This is a genomic window from Lentzea indica (genome assembly GCF_012184385.1).
Classification (GTDB): domain Bacteria; phylum Actinomycetota; class Actinomycetes; order Mycobacteriales; family Pseudonocardiaceae; genus Lentzea; species Lentzea indica.
This window is the reverse complement of the sequence record NZ_VSRL01000019.1, coordinates 47,954-71,862: the sequence shown is the minus strand read 5'-3', so window position 1 is coordinate 71,862 and position 23,909 is coordinate 47,954. Positions and strand designations below refer to the sequence as shown.

18 protein-coding genes are annotated in these 23,909 nt (G+C 68.7%); 6 read left to right on the top strand and 12 right to left on the bottom strand.

What is annotated here, in order from left to right; all coding sequences use genetic code 11:
- The 6 genes from FXN61_RS08135 to FXN61_RS08110 all read right to left on the bottom strand — a co-directional run.
- On the bottom strand, window positions 1–437 hold a 437-nt coding region (locus tag FXN61_RS08135; RefSeq protein WP_167971795.1), incomplete at its 3' end, for a hypothetical protein.
- A gap of 98 nt (window positions 438–535) precedes the next feature.
- Window positions 536–1,630 (bottom strand): glycosyltransferase, encoded by a 1,095-nt coding sequence (locus FXN61_RS08130; protein ID WP_167971793.1) that lies wholly within the window; start codon window positions 1,628–1,630, stop codon window positions 536–538.
- Window positions 1,627–3,960: a glycosyltransferase family 4 protein gene (locus FXN61_RS50560; RefSeq protein WP_167971791.1), complete on the bottom strand. Its 2,334-nt coding sequence runs from the start codon at window positions 3,958–3,960 to the stop codon at window positions 1,627–1,629. The genes FXN61_RS08130 and FXN61_RS50560 overlap by 4 nt, the downstream gene beginning before the upstream one ends.
- On the bottom strand, window positions 3,957–5,231 hold the full coding sequence (locus FXN61_RS08120; protein ID WP_167971789.1) for a nucleotide sugar dehydrogenase: 1,275 nt from the start codon (window positions 5,229–5,231) through the stop codon (window positions 3,957–3,959). Before FXN61_RS08120 ends, FXN61_RS50560 begins: the two co-directional genes overlap by 4 nt.
- Window positions 5,228–6,178, bottom strand: coding sequence for an NAD-dependent epimerase/dehydratase family protein (locus FXN61_RS08115; protein WP_167971786.1), 951 nt, complete (start codon window positions 6,176–6,178; stop codon window positions 5,228–5,230). The genes FXN61_RS08120 and FXN61_RS08115 overlap by 4 nt, the downstream gene beginning before the upstream one ends.
- Window positions 6,175–7,920 (bottom strand): nucleoside-diphosphate sugar epimerase/dehydratase, encoded by a 1,746-nt coding sequence (locus FXN61_RS08110; protein ID WP_167971784.1) that lies wholly within the window; start codon window positions 7,918–7,920, stop codon window positions 6,175–6,177. Before FXN61_RS08110 ends, FXN61_RS08115 begins: the two co-directional genes overlap by 4 nt.
- Window positions 7,921–8,218: 298 nt before the next feature.
- Between FXN61_RS08110 and FXN61_RS55170 the strand changes: the two genes are divergently transcribed.
- The 4 genes from FXN61_RS55170 (at window position 8,219) to FXN61_RS08090 (ending at window position 11,708) form a co-directional block, all read left to right on the top strand.
- Window positions 8,219–9,562 carry a tyrosine-protein kinase domain-containing protein gene (locus FXN61_RS55170; protein ID WP_167971783.1) on the top strand — a complete coding sequence of 448 codons (1,344 nt, stop codon included), beginning with the start codon at window positions 8,219–8,221 and terminating at the stop codon, window positions 9,560–9,562.
- A gap of 185 nt (window positions 9,563–9,747) precedes the next feature.
- Window positions 9,748–10,368 (top strand): LCP family protein, encoded by a 621-nt coding sequence (locus FXN61_RS08100; protein WP_167971781.1) that lies wholly within the window; start codon window positions 9,748–9,750, stop codon window positions 10,366–10,368.
- Complete coding sequence (locus FXN61_RS08095; RefSeq protein ID WP_167971779.1) at window positions 10,365–10,958, top strand: arsenate reductase/protein-tyrosine-phosphatase family protein; 594 nt, start codon at window positions 10,365–10,367, stop codon at window positions 10,956–10,958. The genes FXN61_RS08100 and FXN61_RS08095 overlap by 4 nt, the downstream gene beginning before the upstream one ends.
- 207 nt (window positions 10,959–11,165) lie before the next feature.
- Window positions 11,166–11,708: a hypothetical protein gene (locus tag FXN61_RS08090; RefSeq protein ID WP_167971777.1), complete on the top strand. Its 543-nt coding sequence runs from the start codon at window positions 11,166–11,168 to the stop codon at window positions 11,706–11,708.
- Window positions 11,709–11,791: 83 nt separating this feature from the next.
- Here FXN61_RS08090 and FXN61_RS08085 read toward each other — a convergent pair whose 3' ends face one another.
- From FXN61_RS08085 to FXN61_RS08060, 6 genes are all read right to left on the bottom strand, one after another.
- Entirely contained in the window at window positions 11,792–12,469 is a 678-nt protein-coding gene (locus tag FXN61_RS08085) for a hypothetical protein (RefSeq protein ID WP_167971774.1), read from the bottom strand.
- A 386-nt stretch (window positions 12,470–12,855) separates the two neighbouring features.
- On the bottom strand, window positions 12,856–13,608 hold the full coding sequence (locus tag FXN61_RS08080) for an RNA polymerase sigma factor (RefSeq protein ID WP_167971772.1): 753 nt from the start codon (window positions 13,606–13,608) through the stop codon (window positions 12,856–12,858).
- A 173-nt stretch (window positions 13,609–13,781) separates the two neighbouring features.
- Window positions 13,782–14,003 carry a hypothetical protein gene (locus FXN61_RS08075; protein WP_167971770.1) on the bottom strand — a complete coding sequence of 74 codons (222 nt, stop codon included), beginning with the start codon at window positions 14,001–14,003 and terminating at the stop codon, window positions 13,782–13,784.
- 153 nt (window positions 14,004–14,156) lie between these two features.
- Window positions 14,157–14,837 carry a response regulator transcription factor gene (locus FXN61_RS08070; protein WP_167971768.1) on the bottom strand — a complete coding sequence of 227 codons (681 nt, stop codon included), beginning with the start codon at window positions 14,835–14,837 and terminating at the stop codon, window positions 14,157–14,159.
- Window positions 14,838–15,496: 659 nt separating this feature from the next.
- On the bottom strand, window positions 15,497–16,054 hold the full coding sequence (locus FXN61_RS08065) for a hypothetical protein (RefSeq protein ID WP_167971766.1): 558 nt from the start codon (window positions 16,052–16,054) through the stop codon (window positions 15,497–15,499).
- A 310-nt stretch (window positions 16,055–16,364) separates the two neighbouring features.
- Entirely contained in the window at window positions 16,365–16,895 is a 531-nt protein-coding gene (locus FXN61_RS08060) for a hypothetical protein (protein WP_167971764.1), read from the bottom strand.
- Window positions 16,896–16,925: 30 nt separating this feature from the next.
- On the opposite strand from FXN61_RS08060, the gene FXN61_RS08055 reads away from it, so the two are divergent.
- Together FXN61_RS08055 and FXN61_RS08050 are read left to right on the top strand one after the other, a co-directional pair.
- Window positions 16,926–17,606 carry a hypothetical protein gene (locus FXN61_RS08055; protein ID WP_167971762.1) on the top strand — a complete coding sequence of 227 codons (681 nt, stop codon included), beginning with the start codon at window positions 16,926–16,928 and terminating at the stop codon, window positions 17,604–17,606.
- 409 nt (window positions 17,607–18,015) lie between these two features.
- Window positions 18,016–23,568 (top strand): DUF7617 domain-containing protein, encoded by a 5,553-nt coding sequence (locus FXN61_RS08050; protein ID WP_167971760.1) that lies wholly within the window; start codon window positions 18,016–18,018, stop codon window positions 23,566–23,568.
- Window positions 23,569–23,909: the final 341 nt, after the last annotated feature.

Genomic DNA, 23,909 nt, shown 5'->3' with positions numbered 1-23,909 from the left:
CCACGACCGGCCAGCCCGGCGGCGAGGGTGTACCCGGCCATGCCGAGCACGGCGAGCGACACAGCTTGCGGCGTGTGCGCGTCCTCGAGCCATCGCGCGTCCTCGGAAACCGAGTCACCGCGCACCGCGACACTCAGCAACAGTCCGCCGTGGAAGAGGCCGAACAACACCAGGTAGGCCGCCGCGGGACGGTAGAGGCCCTGCGGATGCCCGCGTACGAGCACGGCGAGGCACAGCGACCACGAGGCCCAGAAAGTCGCGGCCACCGACACCGCGCCGCCGGACGGCCCACGCCACCCCAGGGCCGCCACCACCGCCAGTGCCAATGCCGCCAAAGCGATGCGGCCCAGCAGCTCCGGCTCACCGGCGAGCGCGTCATCCCGCAGCACAGGCACGTCACCCGGCTCCACGTCGGGTCGATCACCGCGCCCGCGCATCACTCCCACCTCATCGGCAGGCCGACGACGCCGCGCTACGGTGCCCCCTCTTCCGGGGAGACCGCGCGGCACGTCACCGGCCGGCCTCCGCGGACCGCTCACCGCGACGCGGTCCACACCGTCCGCCACCACTGGTCGTCCGGTGACAAGGCGAAATCCGAGTTGCGGACTCCCTCGGCGATCAGCGCCCGTTCGGACTCCGAGATGCTTGCCAGAGCGAGCGCCGTGGCCGCCCACCTCACAGGCCCCACGCGCAACGGCAGCAGGTGCAGACCGCGCAACCTCGGCGCGAGCTCCCGGAGGCCGGGCAGCTCGGTCGCGAGGACCGGAACTCCCGAGGCGAGCGCCTCGAGCACCACGCCGGGCAACCCCTCCCGATGCGATGGCAGGAGCAGCACGTCGATCGCGGCGAGCACGTCCTCCGGACGCTCGGTGTGCCCCAGCAGGTGAACCGACGGATCCGCCGCCACACGCGGCGCGACGGACGTGAGGTCCTCGACGCCACCGGGTCCGGCGATGGTCAGGCGCACGTCGGGACGCAGGCGGCGCGCCTCGGCGTGCACCTCCATCAGGAACGCGCGGTTCTTCTCCGGTGACGCACGGCCGATGTGCCCGAGTACCGGCCAGGCACGCGGTTCGCCGACACGGGGAACAAACCTGAACCGGCCGGTGTCGACCTGGTTGGGCACGACGCGGTACCGGTGGTCGTGCGGAGGCGGATCAGTGAACGCCAGCGCCGCCTTGGTCACGCCGATGACGTCGGTGGCGGAGTTGCAGATCATCTCGCGCAGCAGGGCTCGTTGGAGCCTGCGCGCCGGAGTGTCGCGCCGTCCGTCGCCCTCGCTGCGCATGCGTGCGATCCGCACGGGCACGCCCGCTGCCGATGCCGCGGCGAGCACGAGGCCGCTGGCGAGGCTCACGTGCGACTCCACCACGTCGGGCCGCAGGGTGCACAGCGCGTTCCACAGCCGCACCGGAAAGGTCACCTTGGGACCGAGAGGACAGCGACGGATGTCGGCTCCGGCAGCGCGGAACTGCGGGGCGAGCTGACCCTCGTGCGGTCCGAGGAGCACGAAGGTCTGCTTGACACAGGAAGCCGGAATCGTGCGGCACTGTCTCAACGCGATCGACTCCACGCCGCCGCGGTCGAGCGTCCCGAGGACGTGCACCACCTTCACGGGATCCTGCGTCATGTGGTCCTCCTGTCGGACAACGCGGCGGGAATGTGCGACAACCACGTCGAGAAGCGCTCGTCGAGCAACGCCTTCTCATACGTGCGAGCAAGTTCGAGGTTGCGGCGGGACTGCTGCTCCCACTCACGGGGATCGGTGAGCAGCCGGTCGATGACGCGGGCGAGCGCCTCGTCGTCGTCAGCCTCGACCAGGCACCCCGGTTCCAGCAGCTCCGGGATGCCGCCCACGCAGGTGCCCACCGCGGGCAGCGCCCTGGCCATCGCCTCGATCAGCGCGCGTGGCAGTCCTTCCGCACGGGATGGCATCGCGAACAGGTCCGCGGAGTCCAGCAGCACGGTCATCAGCCGGCGGTCACGCACCTGTCCGATGAACGAGACCCGGTCTGCGATCCCGAGCGCCTCCGCCAGGGCCACCAGCTCACCGTGTCGTCTGCCGCCGCCCACCACCACGGCGTGCACGTCGAGCCGCGCTTCCACCAGCCTGTACAACGCCCGCAGCAGGACGTCGTGGCCCTTGTAGAGCTGTTCGTGGGTACCTACGGCGATGACGCAGAACGGTCCCGGCAGCCACTTGCGAGGCTTGTCCAGCAGCGTGCCCTCGGCCATCCGAACGTTCGACAGGGCGATGGTGAACCGTCCGGGTGTAGCGGGATAGCGGCGCTGCAGCACGAAATTGGTCACGTACAACACCGCCGACGCGCCACCCACGACCCATCCCGTCAACCGGGCCGCGACGTTCGCCACCACTCTGCCCGCCGGGCCGAACGTTCCCGAGGCGAGCACGTCGAACGCGTCACCGATGACTTCGACGGAGTACTTGCGGCGCAACACTTTGCACACGGCGGCGGCGAGGAACCCGATCGCTCCCGGCTGTTGCAGCACGATCACCTCGGCACGCGTGACCGCGTCGGCGATCGCCGGGACGAGCCGGGGCAGTGCGCGCAGCAACCCCGCCGGACCGCGGTAGTCCGGCAACGGTCGCAGCTCCTCTCCGCCGCCGGCGTCCGGGTCACCCGTCCTGGCGACGACGCACAACCTGTCGCCCTGGTCCAGGTACCTGGCGAAGCCGTCCGGCGCGGTCGTCTCGCTGCTGAGCCTCGTCTCGGTGAACAGACTGATGAGCCGGCCGTCGGGCGCACGGGCGATCGGAACGTCCGCGGCGTTCTCGACGACGTCGGCCACAACGGCCGCCGCACGCGCGCTGTCGAAGAAGCGAACGATCCGATCGCGCACCGCGTCGGACCTTTCCGTCAACCGGCCGGCTCGGTGCTCGGCGTAGGCTTCGTTCAGCGCAACGACCAGCGCGTGTGGATCGTCCTTCGGCACGATCCAGCACGCGTCGCGGTCGACGGCTTCCGGCAGCGCACCCGCGTCGCTCACCACGCTGGGCACACCCATGGCGCCGGCCTCCAGCGCCGCGCCGTGGTTGTCGGACAAGGACGGCGACACGCTGAGGTCCGCGGCCGCGTAGTACGGCCGCACGTCGTCGACGCTGTCCAGCCACGTCACGGACGTGTCCTCGGCGAGCCGGAACCTCGCGACCAGCTCCCGGCGGTACTCCGTGCCCGCCTCGTCGAACCCGCCGCCGACCAGCACGAGGCGGCTGTCCGGATGCTCGGCGTTGAACCTCTGCCAGGCCTCGAGAAGCACGTCGTGCCCCTTGATGCCGCGTCCTTTGTAGACGAAACGTTTCGGCGCGTACACCAGTGCGACCATGATGACGACGAAAGCCGCACCTGCACTGGCCCGCGCACGCGCTTCGACGCGCTCGGCGGGGCTCGGCGGCCGGAACAGGCGGGTGTCGACACCGTAGGGAACGACGGGTGTCCGCGCGGGCGGGCGCCCGAGCTCGCGGTAGCGCCGTGCGGTGAACCGGCTTCCACAGATGGTGACGGTGTCCAGGCGTGCGGTGATCCGCTCCAGCAGCCGGATCAGCCGTGACTCGAGGTACAGGGGACCGGGGACCATGTGCACCCGCGCGGCTCGGGTCGCGAGGCCGGTGAGCCGGACCGCGAGCGCCGAGGCGAGCAGGTGGTAGTGCAACACGTCCGGTTCGAGCGCCCGCAGCACGTCGCGCAACTTCAGCAGACCGGCGAGCGTGTGGACCGACGGCCGGAAACGGAAGTCGAACGGACTGTCCACAACGGACACGCCGCGGCCGGCCAGCTCGTGGCGCAGCCGGCCGTCGCCAGGCGGCAGCACCGCGACGACGTCGTGCCCTCGCGCGAGCAACGCGTCGACGTGCGGTGTCGTCCACAGGCATCCGCGGTTGGTCTTCAGCACGAGCACAACCCGCAACCGGCGGGCGGATGTAGCTTCCTTCGTGGTCACAGGTACTCCACATGCGCCGCGGTGAGCCGATGCCGGGTGTCGAGCACGCAGTCCGCCACCCGCTCGACGAGCGGGTAGTCGACGTCGTCGTGGTCGGCGAGCAGGACGACGATGTCGGCGAGCCGCAGCGCGTCCTCGGACAGTTCGATCGGTTTCACTCCCGGCGGGCAGCGATGCGGCTCCACGTGGGAGTCCACCACCTCGATCCGTGCACCCAGCGCCATGAGCAGTTCGGCGATGCGCAGCGCGGGTGACCCGCGGACGTCGCCGGTGTTGGCCTTGTACGCGAGCCCCAGCAGCACGACCACGCTGTCCGCCAAGTCCTTCCCCCGCCGGGAGAGCGCCGTGCAGATCCGCTTCACGACGTGGTCCGGCATCGTGTCGTTGATCTCGTTGGCCAGCTCGACGAAGCGGAACGGGCGGTGCAGCTCGTGACGCACCCGCCAGGACAGGTAGGTCGGGTCGACCGGCAGACAGTGCCCGCCCACGCCGGGTCCCGGCGTGAAACGCATGTATCCGAACGGCTTCGTCGACGCGGCGTCGATCACCTTCCACACGTCGACGCCGAGCTGACGCGCGAACAGGGTGATCTCGTTGACCAGCGCGATGTTGACGTGCCGGAAGGTGTTCTCCAGCAGTTTGGTGAACTCGGCTTCCTTCGTCGACGACACCGCCACGGTCGTGCCGACCAGCCTGGAGTACAGCGCCTCGACCGCGCACAGCGAGGACGCGTTGACGCCGGAGATCACCTTGGGCGTGTTGGCGAAAGTCCACCTGGTGTTACCCGGATCGATGCGTTCCGGGCTGTACCCGACCGCGAAGTCCACTCCGGCGACGAGCTCACTGCCCTGCTCCAGCAGAGGAACGAGCAGCTCCTCGGTGGTGCCCGGATACGTGGTGGACTCCAGGACCACGAGTGAGCCGCGGCGGATGTGCGGTGCGATGGCGGCAGCCGCCGCCTCCACGAAGCTGAGGTCAGGCACTCCGCTGGTCAGCGGGGTGGGCACCGCGATGATCGCGGCCGTGAAGTCCTTCGCGTCCGCATAGCACTTCGACGGGTGGTAGCGCCCGCTCTCCAGTGCCGCGGCGAGCTCATCGTCCGGCACGTCACCCACGTAGGACCGCGCTTCCCGCAACGACGAGACGCGGCTCGCGTCGAGGTCGATCCCCACGACCGAGAACCCGGTCTCGACGGCCCGCATCGCGATCGGCAGGCCCACATATCCCTGTCCGATGACCACGAGCTTGTCCTGTCCACACGCCGCGGTCATGCGGTCGACCTCGCGATCTCGGAGTTGGCCAGTCGCTTCACCCACTTGACGGTCCGGCACAGCGCGGCCTCCAGCGGAACAGGTTGCACCGATGGGAAAAGCCCGCGCAGCGCCTTTCCGGACGCCTGTGAGTGCCGCACGTCGCCGTTGCGTGCAGGACGGTGCACCACGTCGAGCTCGCGGCCCAGCAACGCCGCCAACAGGGCGATCAGGTCGTTGAGGCTGTTCCGCGTGCCGAAGGCGAGGTTGACCGGATGAGCACAGCTGACGGTGCGCGTGACGCAGTCGGCCAGCACGTCCACGACCGACCCCACGAACGTGAAGTCCCGGCTCTGCTCCCCGTCACCGAACACCTCGAGCGGCTCCCCTCGCAGGGCCGCCCAGATGAACGAGGGAACGACGGCCGCATACGGGTGGGCGGGCAGTTGAAGCGGCCCGAACACGTTGAAGAAACGGAACACCGCGCACGGCAGGTCGAAGCAGTGCTGGAACGACAGGGCGTACGACTCCGCCGCGAGCTTGCCCGAGGCGTAGGGGCTCACCGGCTGGCACGCCATCTCCTCGGACTTCGGCAACACCGGGCTGCGTCCGTACACGGAACTGGACGACGCGACCACGACGTGCGCGTCGGCGGCCCTGGCCGCCTCCAGCACCTCCAGCGTTCCCGTCACGTTGACGTCGTGACTGTGCCGCGGGTCTCGCAACGACCGGGGCACGGACGGAACCGCTGCGAGGTGCACCACCGAGTCCGCACCCCTGCACGCGTCCATCACCGCGTCGCGGTCGAGCACGGACCGCAGGCGCAGCTCGACGTCGATCCCGTCGAGGTTGCTCTTCCTGCCGGTGCTGAGGTCGTCGAGCACGATCACGTCGACTCCCCTGCGCACGAGCTCGCGGGACAGGTTGGCGCCGATGAACCCGGCGCCACCCGTGACGACGACCTTCACGACGTCACGCTCGCGTCGCTGTGGGCGGTGCGCGGTACCGGGACGGTTCCGGTCGCGCACTCCGTCATCACTTCGATCTCGCCGTAGTCCACGGCGAGCGACAGCAGATATGCCGGATCGAGCGGCGGCACGGCGACCTGCGAGATGGACGGATGCGACGGGCGCTGGTCGAGCTCGCCAGGCCCGAACAGTTCCTCGTGCAGCTTCTCGCCTTCGCGCAGTCCGGTGTAGACGATCGGTGCGGATCTGCCGGAGACCTCCATCAGCTGGCGGGCGACGTCGGCGATCCGCAGCTGTTCGCCCATGTCGAGCAGCAGGGCCTCTCCGGAGCGGCCGATCGAGGCTGCCTGGATCACGAGCTGCACCGCTTCCGGAATGGTCATGAAGAAGCGGCTCACCTCGGGGTGCGTGACGGTGATCGGACGACCCTGTGCCAGCTGCTCGGTGAAGGTGCTGAGCACCGAACCCCGGCTGCCGAAGACGTTGCCGAACCGCACGGACAGGTACTTGCCGTCAGAACGCGTCGCCGCGTCGGCCGTGAGCCGCTCGCCGATGCGCTTGGAGCTGCCGAGCACGCTCTTCGGGTTCGCCGCCTTGTCCGTGGAGATGTTGACGAAGGTGCTCACGCCCGCCGCCAGCGAGGCCTCGAGCACGTAGTACGTCCCGAGCACGTTCGTCTTCCACGCTTCGAGCGGATACTGCTCGAGGGCGGTGAGGTGCTTGAGCGCCGCGGCGTGGAAGACCACGTCCGGCTGGCAGCGAGCGAAGACGAGCCGCACGGCCTCGGAGTCCCGGATGTCGGCCAGCACGACGTCCGGCGAGTCGAGCAATGCCTCGCCGTAGATCGACAACCGCACGGCGTGCAGCGCCGACTCGTCGCGATCGAGCATGAACAGCTGCGCGGGTCCGAACCGGTGAATCTGGCGGCACAGCTCCGATCCGACGGACCCGCCCGCGCCGGTGACGAGGACTCGCTTGCCTGCCAGGTGCTCACCCACCGTGTCGGCGCAGGTGTGAACCTGCTCTCTGCCGAGCAGCTCGGCGAGGTCGAGTTCGCGGAGATCCGCGACACCGACCTGGGAGCCGAGCAGCTCGTTCAGCGACGGCAGTACCTGCAGGCCAAGACCTGCCTGGTGCGCGATCTCGGACATCTCGTGCAGCACAACGGGATCAGGTTCGCGCAGCGCGACGACGATCAGCGTCGCGCCCGTGCGTGAGGCAACCGCCACCACGTCCTTCCTGGTGCCGCTCACCGGAACGCCGCGGATGCGCAGCGACTGCTTCGCCAGGTCGTCGTCGACGAGAGCAACGGGGAGGTAGCCGCCCATCGGGTCACTCAGCATCGACCGGACCAGTTGCTCCCCCGTGACACCCGCACCCAGGATGACCACGCGCCGGGCGCAGGCCAGTTCCGGCGTCGCCCAGCGCTCGTGACTCCACCGGAGCGCGCAGCGCCCCGCCCAAGCCAGGACCAACGCGACGAACGCGGACGTCAGCGGTACGGATCTGGGCACGGGCGGAGTCGCCCAGCACAGGTCGACGATGGCGGCGAACACGCCGGTGATGACGGCGACCCACGCCAGCCGAACCGCCTCCTCGAGACTGCCCACCGGGTAACGCCCGCTGTAAAGGTGCGCCGCCAGCGCGACCACGACAGCAATGGCGAGAACGATCAGTGCGAACTGAACAAATCGCGCTCCCTCGACATCCGCTTCTTCCAACGCGTATCGGAACCAGGTCACCGCCGCCATTGCGACGATCCACGCGCAGGTATCGATTCCGCACAGCAGAAGCCGAAGTCCCCAACCGGCCGAGGGCACTGGATCACACCTCATTTCCACGTTCGCACACCAGCACTTGATGCGGTCAGACCGCCGAGGCAGTGGTCCATTACTCGCGACTACCCGAAAGTGTTGCTCACTTGCACGACCAGAAACTCTTGGCACAATTCACCACTCGTCCCCGGCAAATCCTGATCCAACTTTGAAGGGAACCGTGTCTTTGCGCGGCTATCTCCTACTGGTTCGCGACCGCTGGCGGGTGGTCGCAGCGGGCCTCGCACTCGGCGTCGGCGCCGCGGCGGCGGCCACCTGGGCGGTCATCCCCGTCTACGAGGCGGAGGTGACGCTGTTCGTCTCGGCGCTGGATGCGAACGACGACGCGGCCCAGGCCTACCAGGGCAGTCTCATGTCGCAGCAGAAGGTCAAGTCGTACACGCGGCTGGTCACCAGCGGCCGCATCCGTCAGGACCTCGAGCGCCGAGGGCTCGTGCCGGAGCCGGACTCGATCCGGGCCGACGTCCAGCCCGGCACGGTGCTGCTGACGATCACCGCCACCGATCCGTCGCCGAGCCGGGCACAGCACCTGGCCGACGCGGCGGCCGGGGCGTTCAGCGAGCTCGTCGCGGAGCTGGAAAGGCCGACCGGCGGTGGTCAGCCCGCCGTCGCGGTGAAGGTGGTCGAAGCCGCGAGGCTGCCGGCCACTCCCGTGTCTCCCCGTCCGGTGAGCAACGGCGTGCTCGGCGTGCTGATCGGGCTCGCCGCCGGTGTCGGTGCGGCGCTGGTGCGCAACGCGCTCGACACGTCGGTCCGGTCGGTGGAGATGCTCCAGGACCTGGTGGCCGCGCCGTCGCTGGGCACCGTCGCCGTTGATCCCCGCGCGACCACCCGTCCGGTGATCACGTACCCGCACTCCGCGTCGGCACGCGCGGAGTCGCTGCGGCGGATACGGACCAACCTCCAGTTCGTCGATGTCGACCACCCTGCCCGCACGATCGTCATCACCAGTTCCATGCCCGACGAGGGCAAGTCGACGCTGACCTGCGATCTCGCTGTCACGCTCGCTGAGGCGGGGAGGACGGTGGCTGTGGTCGACGCCGACTTCCGCGCGCCCCGCATCGGCGACTACCTGGGTCTTGAGTCCGCCGTCGGCCTGACCAGCGTGCTGATCGGGCACGCCCGGCTCGAGGAGGCGCTGCAGCCGTGCGGCCGCCGCGGCATGGCCGTGCTCGCGAGCGGTCCGATCCCGCCCAACCCCAGCGAGCTGCTCGCCTCGCGGCACGTCGTGGACGTGCTCGAACTGCTGGCGGGCCGCTTCGACGTCGTTCTCGTGGACACCCCGCCCCTGCTGCCCGTCACCGACGCCGCGATCCTGGCGAGCCGGTGCGACGGAGCGGTCCTGGTCGTGCGGCACGGCAGGACCACGAAGCAACAGGTCAAGGAATCCGTCAGCGCCCTCGAAGCCGTGTCGGCACGGCTGCTCGGCACGGTCACGACGATGACACCCAGGACCCGTCTCGGCGAGGCCTACCGGTACCACCGCGCCGATGAGCCGGAGACCGCGCCCCTACCGCGAACCCACTCCCACCAGGAGCACCGATCATGACCACCCCCGAGCCGGCGCACGGGATGAGAAACACACGACTGGCAGTGGCATCGGCGTTCGCGCTGTGCCTGACGGTCAGTGGACTGTGCTCGGTCGTCACCCCCGAATGGCGAGAGATGCAACAGCTACCACAGGTCTTCGCTTCGCTCGATGCAGCGCAGCGTCCACCCAAGTGGACAGAAGGCATGACGTTCCTGCTGGCGAGCAACGATCCCGCTCCGTACTCCGACCGCAGTGAAGTGATCATGCTCGTGCGGCTGTCGTCAGACCGCACGGCGGCGACCGTCGTGTCGATCCCACCCGACAGCTGGGTGGCGGTTCCGGGACACGGCATGGCCAAGATGAGCTCGGTGTCCGCGTTCGGCGGACCTACGCTGATGGTCCACACGGTGGAGACGCTCACCGGGGTTCGGGTGGACCAGTTCGCGATGACCGATCTCGCTGGTTTCAGGGCGCTGACACAGGTGGTGGGAGGAATCGACCGGGTGGATCCCAGCGTCGCCGATCCTGTCGAGCGGCAGCAGGAGGCGCTGCGGACACTGATCTCCAAGGTCGTGTCGAGCGGGGTGCTGAGCAGCCCCAGCCAGGCACACGACTTCGCCGACACTGTGAGCCGGTATGTCCAGGTCGATGACATCCTCACGAGGGACGCACTGCGGTCGCTCGCCTTCGGGCTGAGGAAGCTGGACCCCTCCGCCGTCACGTTCGTGACGGCGCCGATCTCGGACGGCGTACGTGCCGGTCAGCTGTGGGAGGCGTTGCGCCAGAACCAGATCAAGCACTATCTCGAGAGCACGCCGCAGTGAGGAAGGACTTCCGCATCCTGTTCGTGTGCACCGGCAACGTCTGCCGCTCGCCCTTCGCCGAGTTGCTGACCCGGCACCTGCTCGCACAGCGGCTGCCGAGCGACCAGATCACGCGCTTCGTCGTCGCGAGCGCGGGAACTCAGGCCATGACCGGAGCGGCGATGCACTCACTGACCCGCGACCAGCTGCCGAGGTGGGGCCTCGCGCGGGTGACCGGCGAAACGCACATCGCTCGCAATCTCGATCGGATCGCGCTGGCATCGGCCGATCTGGTGCTGACGGCGGATCGCGAACACCGCGCGGAGGTCGTCTCCACGTACCCGCCGCTGCTGCACTCGACCTTCTGCCTGCGAGAGTTCGCCCGCCTGCTGGCACCCGTGTCACTGCGCCGCACCGGTGATGATCCCCTGCACCGCGCACGGGCGGCGGTCTCGACCGCCGCGTTGCGCCGAGGCTGCGTCCGGTGGGTCGACAAGACCGATGACATCGTGCCCGATCCGTACGGCCGGTCACGCGGAGCGCATCACCAGAGCACTGACATGATCGCCGACGCACTGCATCAGGTGCTCACCGTGATGTTTGACGCTTGAACAATCCGGGCGAACGGCGCAGGCCTCGTGTTGCGCGAGCGGCCTCACCGGCGATACGAAATTTGCCGATCGCCCACAGGGCGGCGCACCCCCGTCTCTTCCGAGGAGCACATGTGGCCACCGTGGTACCGCTGTCACTGACCTTGGAGGTGGGCGGTCATCAGTGCGTCACGCAGGTGTGGGCGCTGCAGACCGGGCAGGTGGCCGATGGCACGGAGCGGTGGCTGCTCGAGTCCTCGGCGGTGCGGTGGCTGCTCGACCGGGTCGCCGACGGCGGGACTCAGCCCCGAGCGAGCCGCCGAGCTGGTGCACCAGGTGTCGCGGTGGAACAGCGGCTGCTGCTACTGGTGCGACCTCGCCGCCCCCGCCTACCCGGAGGCGCTCCGCCGCCACCGGGACGCGCACGAGCAGTGGCAGCGGCGACAACGGAGCATCACGCCGGGGACGCACCCGTACCTGCTCGACAACGGCACGGTGCACAGGTGGAACTGCGCGGCCGCGCCACCCGCTCGAGGCCCAGGCCATCCCGGCGCTGACCTGCACGCCTACGCGGCATGGCACGGCCCGCTGAACGGAGACCTGGACCGGATCATGGCCGAGCTGTGGGAGGAGACACGGGTGAGCAGGCGGGTCACCGAGGCGGAGCTCGACCAGTGGTTGCGGCTGCGCAACCACCACGCCGGCTCTGCCTGGTGTCCGCGGTGCTCGCCGGAGCTGTCGGAGCTGTCGGAGGAACAAGAGCCCGGTTAGTGGCGTGGCACAGAACGTTGCCGGGCGAATTCGCGGTCAGACGGGTGCATCGTCGTGCCGCGAGACGCCCTGCTGAGCGTGAATCACCCAGCCAACGTTCTGGGTCGCGCCACGAGCTCACGACTCCAGCACGCAGCAGCTCCCCCGCACCACAGCCGGGAGACCGTCGGCCGCACACGCCATCCGGCCGAGACCCGAATCCGGTGACCACCGTGCTCCGGAGCCAGTCGCACCTCGACGTCCATCGGCTCTCCGCGCCGCAGCAGCGCCTGCCACTCGCCCGCGCCCTCTACCGCGGACTCGAGGCCGGACTGCACGTCCGATCCCTCACCGAAGATCCGGTGCAGCCCACTCGACACGATCAGCCTGCCGCTCATGAGGTTGAGGGAGAACACCCCGAACCCGGCATCCGCCACGGCATCGACGACGTCCGCGAACTCCAGCCGGTCCGCTGTCGAGGAACCGTTGCTCGTGATCGGCCGGCGCTCGCCCGCACCGGGGCCGGTCAGCCAACCCGGCAACCAGGTGCACAACACGGATTCGTCCACGTGTGTGATGCGGACGGACACGCTGTGGGTCCGCCCGAGATCCGTGAGCGGATCAGGCGCTGCCGCGACGTGCTCGACGGTTTCACCGGACTTGAACGCCTGCGTGAACAGCCTGCGCAGCAGCACGGCGGTGTCTTCCGGCAACAATTGCCCAAGCGTCAGGCCGACGACCTGATCGACCCCCAGAACGTCTGCGGCGGACTTGTTGCCCATTTTCACGCGATAATCCACAACATCCGGGGGATCGCCTTCGCGATGAATCGGCGACCAAACCAATGCGGCTTCCTGCATCAGATCGACGACCTGCTGCAAGCGCAGTCCATTAGCCAAGACCGGTCCCGCCCCCTTACCTGAGTGACCGTGGAGCCACGCAAAGACTACGGTCCGCAGCGAGTGCCCACCTCAACGGGAGGAAACTATCCATCAAAACGTGATATTAGACCCACTTCGGTTCAAACAGCGGTGACACATAGCAATAATCTTCTGGTCAGATCCCGCGAGGAAGCGCTTCACCACTGGTGTGCGTTAACCCGTTCGAGCGACAGTCGGACACGCCGCGCAATATGCCGAATGTTCGGCCCACGCGAGACGTCTGAAGATCAGGCCACGAGCCGGTCGTCCGGAGGCACTGTGCGGCCGAGCTGTGCCAGAAGATCGGTGACCTCACGAGCGGCGCCCGTGCAGTTGTCGCAGAGCGTCAGATGGTCCCGCACCCGTTGCCGCACGCTGCGACCCTTGCGCCCGGACAGCACCGCGGCCAGGTTGCCGACCGCCTCACGACAGGTCTCCTCGGCTGCGGCCTTCACGTGCATCTGCACGTAGGCCAGCCGAAGCCCCTCGCGGGCCCGGAAAGCCAACGCGGCCACCGCGTTCGGCCGCATGCCGAGCGCGTCCGCCGCCGCCGGCGTGCTGAGCCGCTCCAGCTCGAGCAGCACCAGCACGGACCGCCACCGCGCAGGAAGGCTGTCAAGTGCCCTGCTCGCGAGCTGGGCGTCCAGTCCTTCACCGACGGGATCGCTCTCCTCGGCCGGCAACAGGAGCTCGGTCACCTCCACCCGCCGGTCGACCATCCGGTCGCGCGCCACCTGCTTGTAGAACGTGGTCCGAACCGTGGTCAGCAGGTACGCGCGGAACCTTTCCGCCGGACCGCCGCCCGCCACAATCCGGTTGAACACCTTGACGAATGCGTCGGAGACGAGATCGTCGGCCCCTTGTGACGTGCCAAGCAGTCTGCACGCAAGTCCGTACGCATACGCGAAATTCCTGCGGTAAAGCTGAACGAAAACCTCTCGGTCTCCGGCGCGAGCTGCCTGGACGAGACCGGAGTCGATGTCCTCGACTTCGTCAGTCATTTCACCTGCCTAAGGTTTCCGATTCCCTCTCCGTCACCCCCACCTGTGAGTGACAAAGCTACAGCGAGCAGTTCCCCCAGGGAAGACGACGCTCCGATACGGCGAACTTCTCGCCCGACAGTGCGAGCAACGCGGCGTGAACATTGCCGATGCAACCCAAATTTGCGTAGTGCTCACCCGTTCGAGTGATCGGCTTCGTGAGAAAGCCCGCCCGAACGCTGCACCGGAATCGCGTGAGCCGGGCTTGCGCACATGTCGTCGTCGTCCAGCGTGCCCAGGCTGATGACGGCGGCACGGAGCGCCACCCGCAAACGGTCCACCTGCGCCGCCGACAGATGGATCGTCTCGCGATCGACACTCTCCACGATCACGAACTCTTCGGTCAGCGCCACCACGGTGGTGGCGTTCCTGCCGTGCCCGTCGCGGCAGCGGACCGTCCACGAACGACGGTCGCCTGCCCGTAGGAAGAAACGGACCAGCACTGACGACAACCATGCTTCACGATGACGACGAAACATCCACGACCTCCTCGAGACGGACTCCAGAGATCACTTCGGTAGGAACGACAGCTCGTAGGCCCGTGCCACGGCGTGCGCGCGGTCCCTGGCGTCCAGCTTTCGCAGGATGTGACTGACGTGTGTGCGCGCGGTCTCGGCGGTGATCTGGAGCCGCAGCGCGATCTGCACCGCCGTCCGCCCTTCCGCGATGAGCTGCAGCACCTCGAACTCCCGGCGCGACAGCGACTTTCCGCCCGCCGTCCGCGCACCTTCCACCGAGGTGGCGAAGACGGCGAGAGCGGAGTCGATGTGGTGACCGACTGTCGCCCCCGCCGTGATGGCCTTCACCAACCGGTCGGGATCGGCGTCCAGCGGCACCAGTGCTCGGGCACCGTTGATGCGGGCCATGGCGATGGTGTCGGGGGTGCGAGCCTCCCGGCCGAGCAGCGCCACCACGGTGAGGTCCCTGAACAGACGGGTCAGCAGCTGGCAACGGTTCCAGCCGGGATCGCTGGCGGAAGTGACGAGAACGACGTCGAGACGCGCTGACTCGCACAGTTCGACGGTGTCGCGAGTGCTGCTCACCGCATCGACCCACTCCAGAGCGGGATGCGCCGAGACGATCGTCTGCACACCGTGTCGCAGCAGCGGCAGCGATTCGAGCAGCGCGATTCGAAGCGGGCGCGTGCGGCCGTCTCCCACCAGCGATATCTCCCCCGAACCTGCACCCATTTGTTCAACCCCTGATCGATGTTCGGTTCGAAAACGCCAAGCGATCGAACAGGTCGCATGCCCTGGCGTTTGCTTCACCTGCGCGCCACCGCCGCGTATCCGCTCATTCGAGTGGCTCCGGAAATGTGGAGGCAAAACCATGCAACCGCTGATCACCGGGTTCTGCCGCAGTGACGGTCGCGCCCCGGTCGTCGCACCGTCCCAGCGGATCGCCTTCGCGGAGACAGCGGCAGCGGGATGCTCGAACAACACCTTGCGCACGCAACCGCACGATCTGTCCGCCGCGACCAGCCGATCGCTGCCGGCGTACGCGGCGAACCGTTGCCCGTCTCGAACCGCCATCCGCCAGGTGAACCCGTCTCGGCAGCCGACCGTCGGACAACCGGCGCCCTCGACGGAGACCCCCGACCGGCCGGACGCCCGTCTCCGCGGCTGTGAGCCCCGGCCAGGTGCACCGACTCGTCACCGGGTCACCACTCCCGAGGGCCCTCGCACGGTGAAGGTGAAGTCGTGCGATGGCAGTCCTGTCGCGTCAACGGCGTTCTCGGACGACACGTCGAGCTGCTCACCGGTCACCCTGTCAGGCTCTCCCGCCGCGGGCACAGGTGCCGTTGAGAGGAGGGGCGTGACAAGACACGCTCGCAGCAACCGCCACCCGATCACGACGACTCACGCCGTCCGCGGGCTTCGTTCCCTCGCCTGCGCGGCCGACACACCGCGAACACGACAAGCAGCGCGACCGGCGCGGCCAGCAGAAGCTGCCACCACATCATCAACGTGACCAGCAAAGGGGCGCCGCTCTCGTCCTTCACCGCGGTCGCCCCGCGGTTGACGTCGGCTCCGCAGGCCACCGACCTGCCCGCGGCCGAGGCACAGGCGATCACCGTGATGTCCGTCCCGGCGGAAACCGTTCCCACGACAACTCCCAGCTCGACCTGTGCCGTCGCACCCTCGGCGACGTCGACGAGCCACTTCGTCTCGGTGGGCGCCTGCGCCGGGCCGCTGCCCGCCGGTCCCAGCACGAGCGGCGACGGCGTCGTCAGCGTCACTTCGAGCTGGTCGAGCCGCTGGTCGGTGTTGTTGGCGACCCTGACCCGATACGTGGTCGAGAGATTCTCGGTGACCACCTCGATCCCGTCGTCCACGGTCACGACCACGTCGTGATCCGACCAGCGGAGTGCGGCCAACGTGATCGTCAGGGCTGCGACGAAAGCCATCGCGGACGCCACCCACCGACGGCTGCCCCTCACGGGGACGGAACGGGAATCGGTCATCGAGCGGGCCTCCACCCGTTGCACGGCGAACTCTCAACTCCCCCCTGACCGCATCGGGCGCCTCGGATTGCGGGTTCTCGGTCGTCCTCACCTGATCGTGCGACCCTTTGCCCGTCCACAATGGATCAACTTCCCTCAAGAGAGTGATCATCTCGTGATCTGATAACACCGCTTGAGCCCTCCACGATCGACCTCACAGGCGGCAAACACAGCCCCGCGGTCCCTCTGGAGTGATCTTGACTCAGCTACCCGATCAGCCACCGGCATTCCTGCGCATGTGGTGGAGCATCCCGAACTGGTCCCGCCTGCTGCCCGTGCTCGGCGGCACGCTGCTCGCGCCAATCGTGCTGATGCCGGTGTCCACACCACCGGCGTCAGACCACGTGCCGGACATCGCGCTCGCTCCTGTGTCTCCTGTGGAACCGGTGAGTCCCGCGAGCCCGACGGCGCCGCTCGCCCCGGTCAGTCCGTTAGCCGTTGCCGACGAGGCAAGTCCGATCGCGCCGAACTCCCCGGCTCCTGCTTCGCACTCCGCCGGGTCGAGTGCTTCCGCCACGAAAGGCACCAGGTCGTCGGAGGCCGGCAGGTCGTCGGAGGCCGCCGACACCATCCCGGCCAGCAGCGAAACGTGGACGCCGCCGCCAGGCCCTGCAGCACCTACCGCCGACCTCCCGCCGCGCCACGACGACACCTCGGATGCATCCATCCCAAGTGGACTTCCGTCGCCGGTCTCCGAGGAGACCAGCGCGTACCTCACCGGCGAGCCGGACACGTCCGCGGTCATCCAGGGTGACTCACTCCGCGGGAGGAACGCATGAGCGTCGACGACAACCGCATGGACGGCGCCGAGGCCCGTGCGCTGCACACGTTCCAGCGCGGCCCGTGCGCCCACCGCTGTCCGGCAGGGCACGGTGCCTTGCGGGTGTGGCCAGACGCCGACGTGCCGTCCGGCATGTGCCTCGTCTGCACGACGTGCGGACACCGCGCCACGGTGGACGGCATGTCGCCCCACCGGTCCACTGAGGACGAGCCGGCCGCACGGCCTGAGGAGCCTCCGGTCGTGCGGCTGCCCGACGGCATCGCGCCGCGCGGCCTTCGCCCCGACGGCACGGTGCGCACGACCGGCTGGGTGCAGTTCGGGAACATGCCGATCCCCACGGGCTTCCTGGCGGCGCTGGCCGCGTTCTCCGCCGCTGTGCCGCTGGCGTCGTTGGCGCCACTGGTACCGGTCGTCGCGCCACCGATCGGCTACCTGGCCTGGAGGCTCGGCGCCAGGTGGCGACCGGCCTCGCGGGCCGTCAACACGCGACGCGTCCCGATCGCGGCACTCACCGCGGGACAACAGATCCGCCTGTACGGCACAGCCGGTCCAGTCGGCGAGGTGAGCAGTGTCACCACGGGTGCGACAGGACATCTCAAGGTTCGGATGGTCGGCGGCCTGGAGATTCTGCGACGTCCCGAACAACAGATCTGGCAGGTCGACCTGAGGAACTGACTGCCAGCGGACGCAGGCCTTGATGCCGTGACCGGCGGCCTTGCCCCGCGTTCGACGGTCAAACGGGCGCATCCCGCCCTGCTGAGCGCCGGAAGACGCGGCGAAGGTTGCCGGTCACAGCACTGGGAGCGGTGCGCGCGAGATCGGTGCTGGAGTGAGGTGTTCCAGTCACGGCAGTGGTGCCGGCCGCGGCATCTGCCACCACTGACGGGAAAGCGCCTTGAGCCGTAACAGGTTCGCCGAGCCGACGGCCTGCCCACGAAGAGTTCACCTGTTGCGGTGACTTCCGCCGCCGTAATCCGCTGATCGTTCTCAGGTCTGTACCTGTGTGCGAGTCCACACGACCGCCGGGTCGGCGGAACCGGAGGCGGGACATGCGCGCACAGGGGAGTTCCGCATGCTTCGGTCCATGACACGCCTGCTCATCGTCCTCGTCCTGGGTGCGGGCTCGGCGACCGCGGCGGCCGGCTCGGCCGCGGCCGATGTCATCACCCCGTTCACCCAGGTGTACAACAAGGTCGTCTACGGCGACTTCAACATCATCGGCAACACGGTGACGAGGTGCCCAGCTGCGCCGTCGCCGTTCACCCCGGCAGTGTGCGCGGACGGCGCCAGCCGGACAGATCCCAACGCCGTCAACGACGAGTACCAGATGGCGTGGGCCGATGTCGACACGAGCGCGGCGACGTTCAACTCCAGCTCGGCGAGCCTCACCATTCCGCCCGGCGCGACGATCGACTACGCCCGCCTCTACTGGGCGGGCAACACCGGCCTCTACACCGATTGGGACGGCTTGGTCATCTCGCCGCTGTGCAGCGGCAACGCCCTCGTCGCGGGCCAGCTCGCGATCACCCCTCCCGGGGCGCCGCAGACGCAGCCCGTGAGCATCCGGGTGGGCAGCGGTGCAGCCGTCTCCGTAGCCGCCCAGACGTTCGTCAACGAGCCGCCTGCCGAACCGACGGAGGCCCAGTACTACAGCGCGTCGGCCAACATCACGTCCCTGTTCTCCGCCGCCGCTACGGGATCTCCGCTCACCATGACGGTCGGCAACGTCTGGACGCCACAGGGGTACAACTGCTTCGGCGGCTGGTCACTGACCCTCGTCTACAAGTACCCGCAACCGGAGCCGACCTATGCGCCGGTGCCGCGCGAGGTCTTCGTCTACGACGGGCACGTCCGCCAGGACAGCCTGCAACCCCCGACCACGGTGCCGATCACCGGCTTCCGGTACCCCGGTGGCCCGCTGCGCGCCGGTGTCACGGCCTACGAGGGCGACTGGGGCATCTCCGGTGACCAGTTCCTCGTCAACGGGATCGCGGTCGCCGAGCCGTCCGGCACCGGCACGGGGAACTTCTTCGTCGACAGCGCCGATGGACAGGTCAATCCCAACACCCCGAACAACTTCTCCGTCGACGCCAAGGACTTCACGCTGCCGCCAGGCACGCTTCCCGTTGGAGCGACCGATCTCAACCTTGAGTTCAACACCACCGGCGACTCCTACCTCGCCCAGCAGGTCGCGTTCTCCGTTCCGCTGCCCACTCTGAACGTGGTCAAGGAGGTGTGCGCCTCCAGCGCACCGGTGGACTGCGGCCCCGGCGGCGCCGGCCCGTGGGCGGAGAACACCCTGATGTCCGCGGCAAGCACGGCGTACTGGCGCATCCGTGTGACCAATCCGACCACTGTGGACATTCCCGGCGCGACGCTGAACGACCCGGCGACACCGGCGTGCGCGACCGCGGCGGGGACGTTCGCGGTGCTCGCGGGCCAGACAGCGACTTTCCACTGCAACTCACCGAACCTCACCGCGGCGCTCGTGAACAGCGTGACGGCTCGCTTCGTACCCCCCGGCTCACCAGCGGGCACGACACCGATCGACACCGCACCGGACACCGCCCGCGCGGACGTGCACGCGCTCACGATCGCCAAGCAGGTCTGCTCCTCGCTCGTCGCGGCGGACTGCGGAGCGGGCGGGGCAGGGCCGTGGGCAGAGCTCGCGACGATCCCGGCGGACACCACTGCCCGCTGGAAGATCACGGTGACGAACACCGGCAGTGTCGAGCTCACCGGTGTCACGATCAACGACGCGGCCCAGCCCGGTTGCGCCACCGCGGCGGGAACGTTCTCCCTGGCCGCCGGCACATCCGCCTCGTTCTACTGCTCGACCACGAACGTGGCCGCGGGCAGCACGAACACCGTCACCGCGCAGTACGTGCCGCCGGGCTCCCCGGCGGGCACGCCGGCCGTCGTGACCCCGCCGGACGACGCGCGCGTGCGGGTGTCCGGCCTGACCGTCGCCAAGGACGTGTGCGGGTCGGCTCAACCCGCCGACTGCGGCACAGGAGGAATCGGGCCGTGGCAGGAGAACCGTACCCTCCCGACCGGCTCCACCGCGTATTGGCGGATCACGGTGACCAACACCGGCGAAGCCGACCTGACCGCGATCACGCTGAACGACAGCGGTGAGGCGTCCTGCGTGACCGCCGCGGGATCGTTCGACCTGGCGGTGGATGCGACGTTGGCGTTCTACTGCTCGACCGCGAACGTCGCGGCGAACAAGACGAACACGGTGACCGCGCAGTACGTGCCGCCGGCCGCGGCGCCGGGCACCCTGCCGGTGGTGACGGCGCCGGACGGCGCGACCGTGAACGTCTACGGCCTGGCCCTGACGAAGGAGGTTTGCGCCTCGCTGAACGCGGCGGACTGCGCCTCGGGCGGCCCCTGGGTGGAGACGGCGAACCTGCCGAGCGGCGCGACCGCACGCTGGCGGATCACCGCCACCAACACCGGTGACGTCGACTTGACCGGCATCGCGCTGAACGACCCCACCGAGGCATCGTGCGTCGCAGCACCGTTCAACCTGGCCGCGGGAGCGTCAGCGTCCTTCTACTGCTCGACGGCCAACGTGACGGCGGGCCGGACGAACACAGCGACTGCGACGTTCACCCCGCCGGGCGGGGCTGAGACGACCACAGCGCCCAGCTCCGCGTCGGTGCGGGTGACGAACCTGGCCGTGGCCAAGGAGATCTGCACCGGCACGGACTGCGGCCCTGGTGGTGCCGGTCCGTGGGCGGACACCTCGACGATGCCGACCGGCTCCACCGCGTATTGGCGGATCACGGTGACCAACACCGGCGAAGCCGACCTGACCGCGATCACGCTGAACGACCCCGCCGAGGCATCGTGCGTCGCAGCACCGTTCAACCTCGCCGCGAGCGCGTCGACGTCGTTCTACTGCTCAACCGCGGACCTCACCACGAACAAGACGAACACCGCGACCGCACAGTATGTGCCGCCAGGTGCTCCCGCGGGCACCACGCCGATCGTGAGCGCTCCGGACGACGCGACAGCGACCGTCTTCGGCCTCGTGCTGGCCAAGGAAGTCTGCTCCTCGCGCACCGCGGAGGACTGCGCCTCAGGCGGGCCGTGGGTGGAGACGGCCAACATCCCGAGCGGTTTCACCGCACGCTGGCGGATCACCGTGACCAACACCGGCGACGTCGACCTGACCGGCATCGTGCTGAACGACGCCGCCGAGCCGGGCTGCGCGGCGGCTGCAGGGTCCTTCGACGTGTCCGCGGGCGAGTCGAAGTCGTTCTACTGCTCGACGACGAACGTGACGGAGAGCGTCACCAACACCGTGACAGCCACGTTCAAGCCGCCGGGCGGAAGCCTGCTGACCACGTCACCGGACTCGGCGGTGGTGAACGTGACGAATCTGGCCGTGGCGAAGGAAGTCTGCACATCACTGACCACTGTGGACTGCTCGGGCACCATCGGTCCGTGGGCTGAGACGGCGAACCTGCCCAGCGGATCGACCGCACACTGGCGTATCACCGTGACCAACAGCGGTGAGGTCGACCTCACCGACATCACCGTGACCGACGAGGACGAGCCGACCTGCGAACAAGCCGCGTTCAACCTGGCAGTGGGGGCGACGAAGACTCTCTACTGCTCGACGGCCAACGTGACGGCGGGCCTGACGAACACCGTCGCCGCGCAGTACGCGCCACCGGGATCCGGGGCTTCGACGACGACCGAACCCGACTCGGCGGCGGTCATCGTGACGAACCTGGCTGTGGCCAAAGAAATCTGCACCGAAACGGACTGCGACGACGGTCCGTGGAGCGACACGGCGAGCCTGCTGACGGGTTCGACCGCGCAGTGGCGGATCACCGTGACCAACACCGGCGACGTCGACCTGACCGGCATCGTGCTGAACGACCCCTCCGAGGCATCGTGTGCCACGGAGCCGTTCGACCTCGCCGCGAACGCGTCGAAGACGATCCACTGCTCGACCACGAACCTCACGAAGAACACGACCAACACGGTGACCGCGCAGTACACGCCACCGGGTGCTCCGCCGGGCACCGAACCGGTGGTGACGCCGCCGGACGGCGCGACCGCGAACGTGTACGGCCTGACGCTGGTGAAGGAAGTCTGCGCGGCATCCAGCGAAACCCACTGCGGCCCAGGAGGTCCGGGACCGTGGGGGGTCGTCGCGAACATTCCGAGCGGCTCGTCGGTGTACTGGCGGATCACCGCCACCAACACCGGTGACGTCGACCTCAGCGGTATCACCCTGACCGACAAGACCGAGCCGGGCTGCGACGCGGAGTTCGATCTGGCCGCGGGTGCGTCGGCCTCGTTCTACTGTTCGACCGCCAACGTGACCGAAAGTGTGCAGAACGAGGCCACGGCGTCGTTCGGAATGATGGGCTGGCCGGAGGAAGTGACCACGGAAGCCGTCGCGGAGGTGAGCATCGCGGATCTCCATGTGGAGAAGGAGATCTGCGCCGCGCTGACCGCGGCGGAGTGCGATACGGGCCCGTGGGTGTACTCGGCGACCGTGCCGAGGGGCGCGACGGCGCGCTGGCGGATCACCGTGACCAACACCGGCGACGTCGACCTGACCGGCATCGTGCTGAACGACCCCTCCGAGGCATCGTGTGCCACGGAGCCGTTCGACCTCGCCGCGAACGCGTCGAAGACGATCCACTGCTCGACCACGAACCTCACGAAGAACACGACCAACGCGGTGACCGCGCAGTACGTGCCGCCGGGGTCACCACCGGACACCGCACCGACCATCACCGCTCCGGCCGACGCGACCGCGATGGTATCCGACCTCTTGGTGCGCAAGGACATCTGTCAGTCAGCGGTGCCGGAGGAGTGCGCGGAGACGGGCAAGGGGCCGTGGGCTGACGACCACGTCGTCGAGCGGGGCGGCACGGCGCGCTGGCGGATCACGGTGACGAACGCCGGCGAAGTCGACCTCACCGGGATCGCGCTCCACGACGGTGTCGAGCCGTCGTGCTCGATCGACGGCATCGACCTCGCTGCCGGCGTGTCCGCGTCGTTCACCTGCTCGACGACCAACGTCACCTCAGGGATGACGAACACCGTGACCGGACGGTACGTGCCACCCGGCGCGCCAGCCGCCACTCCACCGCTCGCCACTCCACCCGACGATGCGTCGGTGCGGGTGGCCGACCTGAACGTGCGCAAAGAGGTCTGCCTGACCGGCGACGCGGCCGCCTGCGACAGCTGGGGCGAGACGGTGACCATCCACAGTGGCGGGACTGCTCACTGGCGTGTCACCGTCGTCAACACCGGTGAGGTCGACCTCGGCGAGGTGACGGTGCAGGACTCGGTCGAGCCCGGCTGCGCCGCGAACGCCTTCGCTCTGCCCTCTGGTGCCGAGAAGACCGTGCACTGCGCGACCGCGGGACTGACGCAGGCAGTCGTCAACACGGCCACCGCGACATACACGCTGCCCGGAGGAGGCCCGCCCGTCGTGACCCGTCCCGACTCGGCGGGTACCGAAATGTCATCGGCGTCCGCACCACCCACCAGCCCGCCGCTCGTGGTGACCGGCAGCGACGTCTGGCTCCTGGTGGCCATCGGCCTGCTGCTGGCGGGATCGGGGATGCTCCTGCGGCTGTACGCCCGGAGGCGTGCTTAGGGGCAAGAGGCGGCTGGTGGTGCTTCGTCAGGTTGCGCTGACCTGTGGGTACGCGACGGCGGCACCACCATCAACGAGACCTGGCTCCGGCAAAAGGGCATACCTCACCGCAGGCACCATCGCCCCGAGGATCCACCACACCGAAGGCAAGATCGACATCGCCGACGTGAACATCACCGCCTTCAGCCACAAGGGCACGGGTGCGTGCGGCCAGAACGCTGTCAGGCGCACCGGCAACTACATCACCCTGACCGGCATCGTGTTCACCCCCAAAAGGAAAGATCTTCCTGGCAGGCAACCACAACAAGGTCGACGGCACCGCCGTGGCCAACCAGACGACC

What these genes read in the sequence shown, in the direction of transcription:
- FXN61_RS08130 (WP_167971793.1), bottom strand. Translation starts at nt 1,630, where the DNA reads ATGACGCAGGATCCCGTGAAGGTGGTGCACGTCCTCGGGACGCTCGAC.
- FXN61_RS08120 (WP_167971789.1), bottom strand. Translation starts at nt 5,231, where the DNA reads ATGACCGCGGCGTGTGGACAGGACAAGCTCGTGGTCATCGGACAGGGA.
- FXN61_RS08100 (WP_167971781.1), top strand. Translation starts at nt 9,748, where the DNA reads ATGACGTTCCTGCTGGCGAGCAACGATCCCGCTCCGTACTCCGACCGC.
- FXN61_RS08090 (WP_167971777.1), top strand. Translation starts at nt 11,166, where the DNA reads ATGGCACGGAGCGGTGGCTGCTCGAGTCCTCGGCGGTGCGGTGGCTGC.
- FXN61_RS08085 (WP_167971774.1), bottom strand. Translation starts at nt 12,469, where the DNA reads ATGGGCAACAAGTCCGCCGCAGACGTTCTGGGGGTCGATCAGGTCGTC.
- FXN61_RS08080 (WP_167971772.1), bottom strand. Translation starts at nt 13,608, where the DNA reads ATGACTGACGAAGTCGAGGACATCGACTCCGGTCTCGTCCAGGCAGCT.
- FXN61_RS08070 (WP_167971768.1), bottom strand. Translation starts at nt 14,837, where the DNA reads ATGGGTGCAGGTTCGGGGGAGATATCGCTGGTGGGAGACGGCCGCACG.
- FXN61_RS08065 (WP_167971766.1), bottom strand. Translation starts at nt 16,054, where the DNA reads ATGGCTTTCGTCGCAGCCCTGACGATCACGTTGGCCGCACTCCGCTGG.
- FXN61_RS08060 (WP_167971764.1), bottom strand. Translation starts at nt 16,895, where the DNA reads ATGACCGCGGACGTGTCCGGCTCGCCGGTGAGGTACGCGCTGGTCTCC.
- FXN61_RS08055 (WP_167971762.1), top strand. Translation starts at nt 16,926, where the DNA reads ATGAGCGTCGACGACAACCGCATGGACGGCGCCGAGGCCCGTGCGCTG.
- FXN61_RS08050 (WP_167971760.1), top strand. Translation starts at nt 18,016, where the DNA reads ATGACACGCCTGCTCATCGTCCTCGTCCTGGGTGCGGGCTCGGCGACC.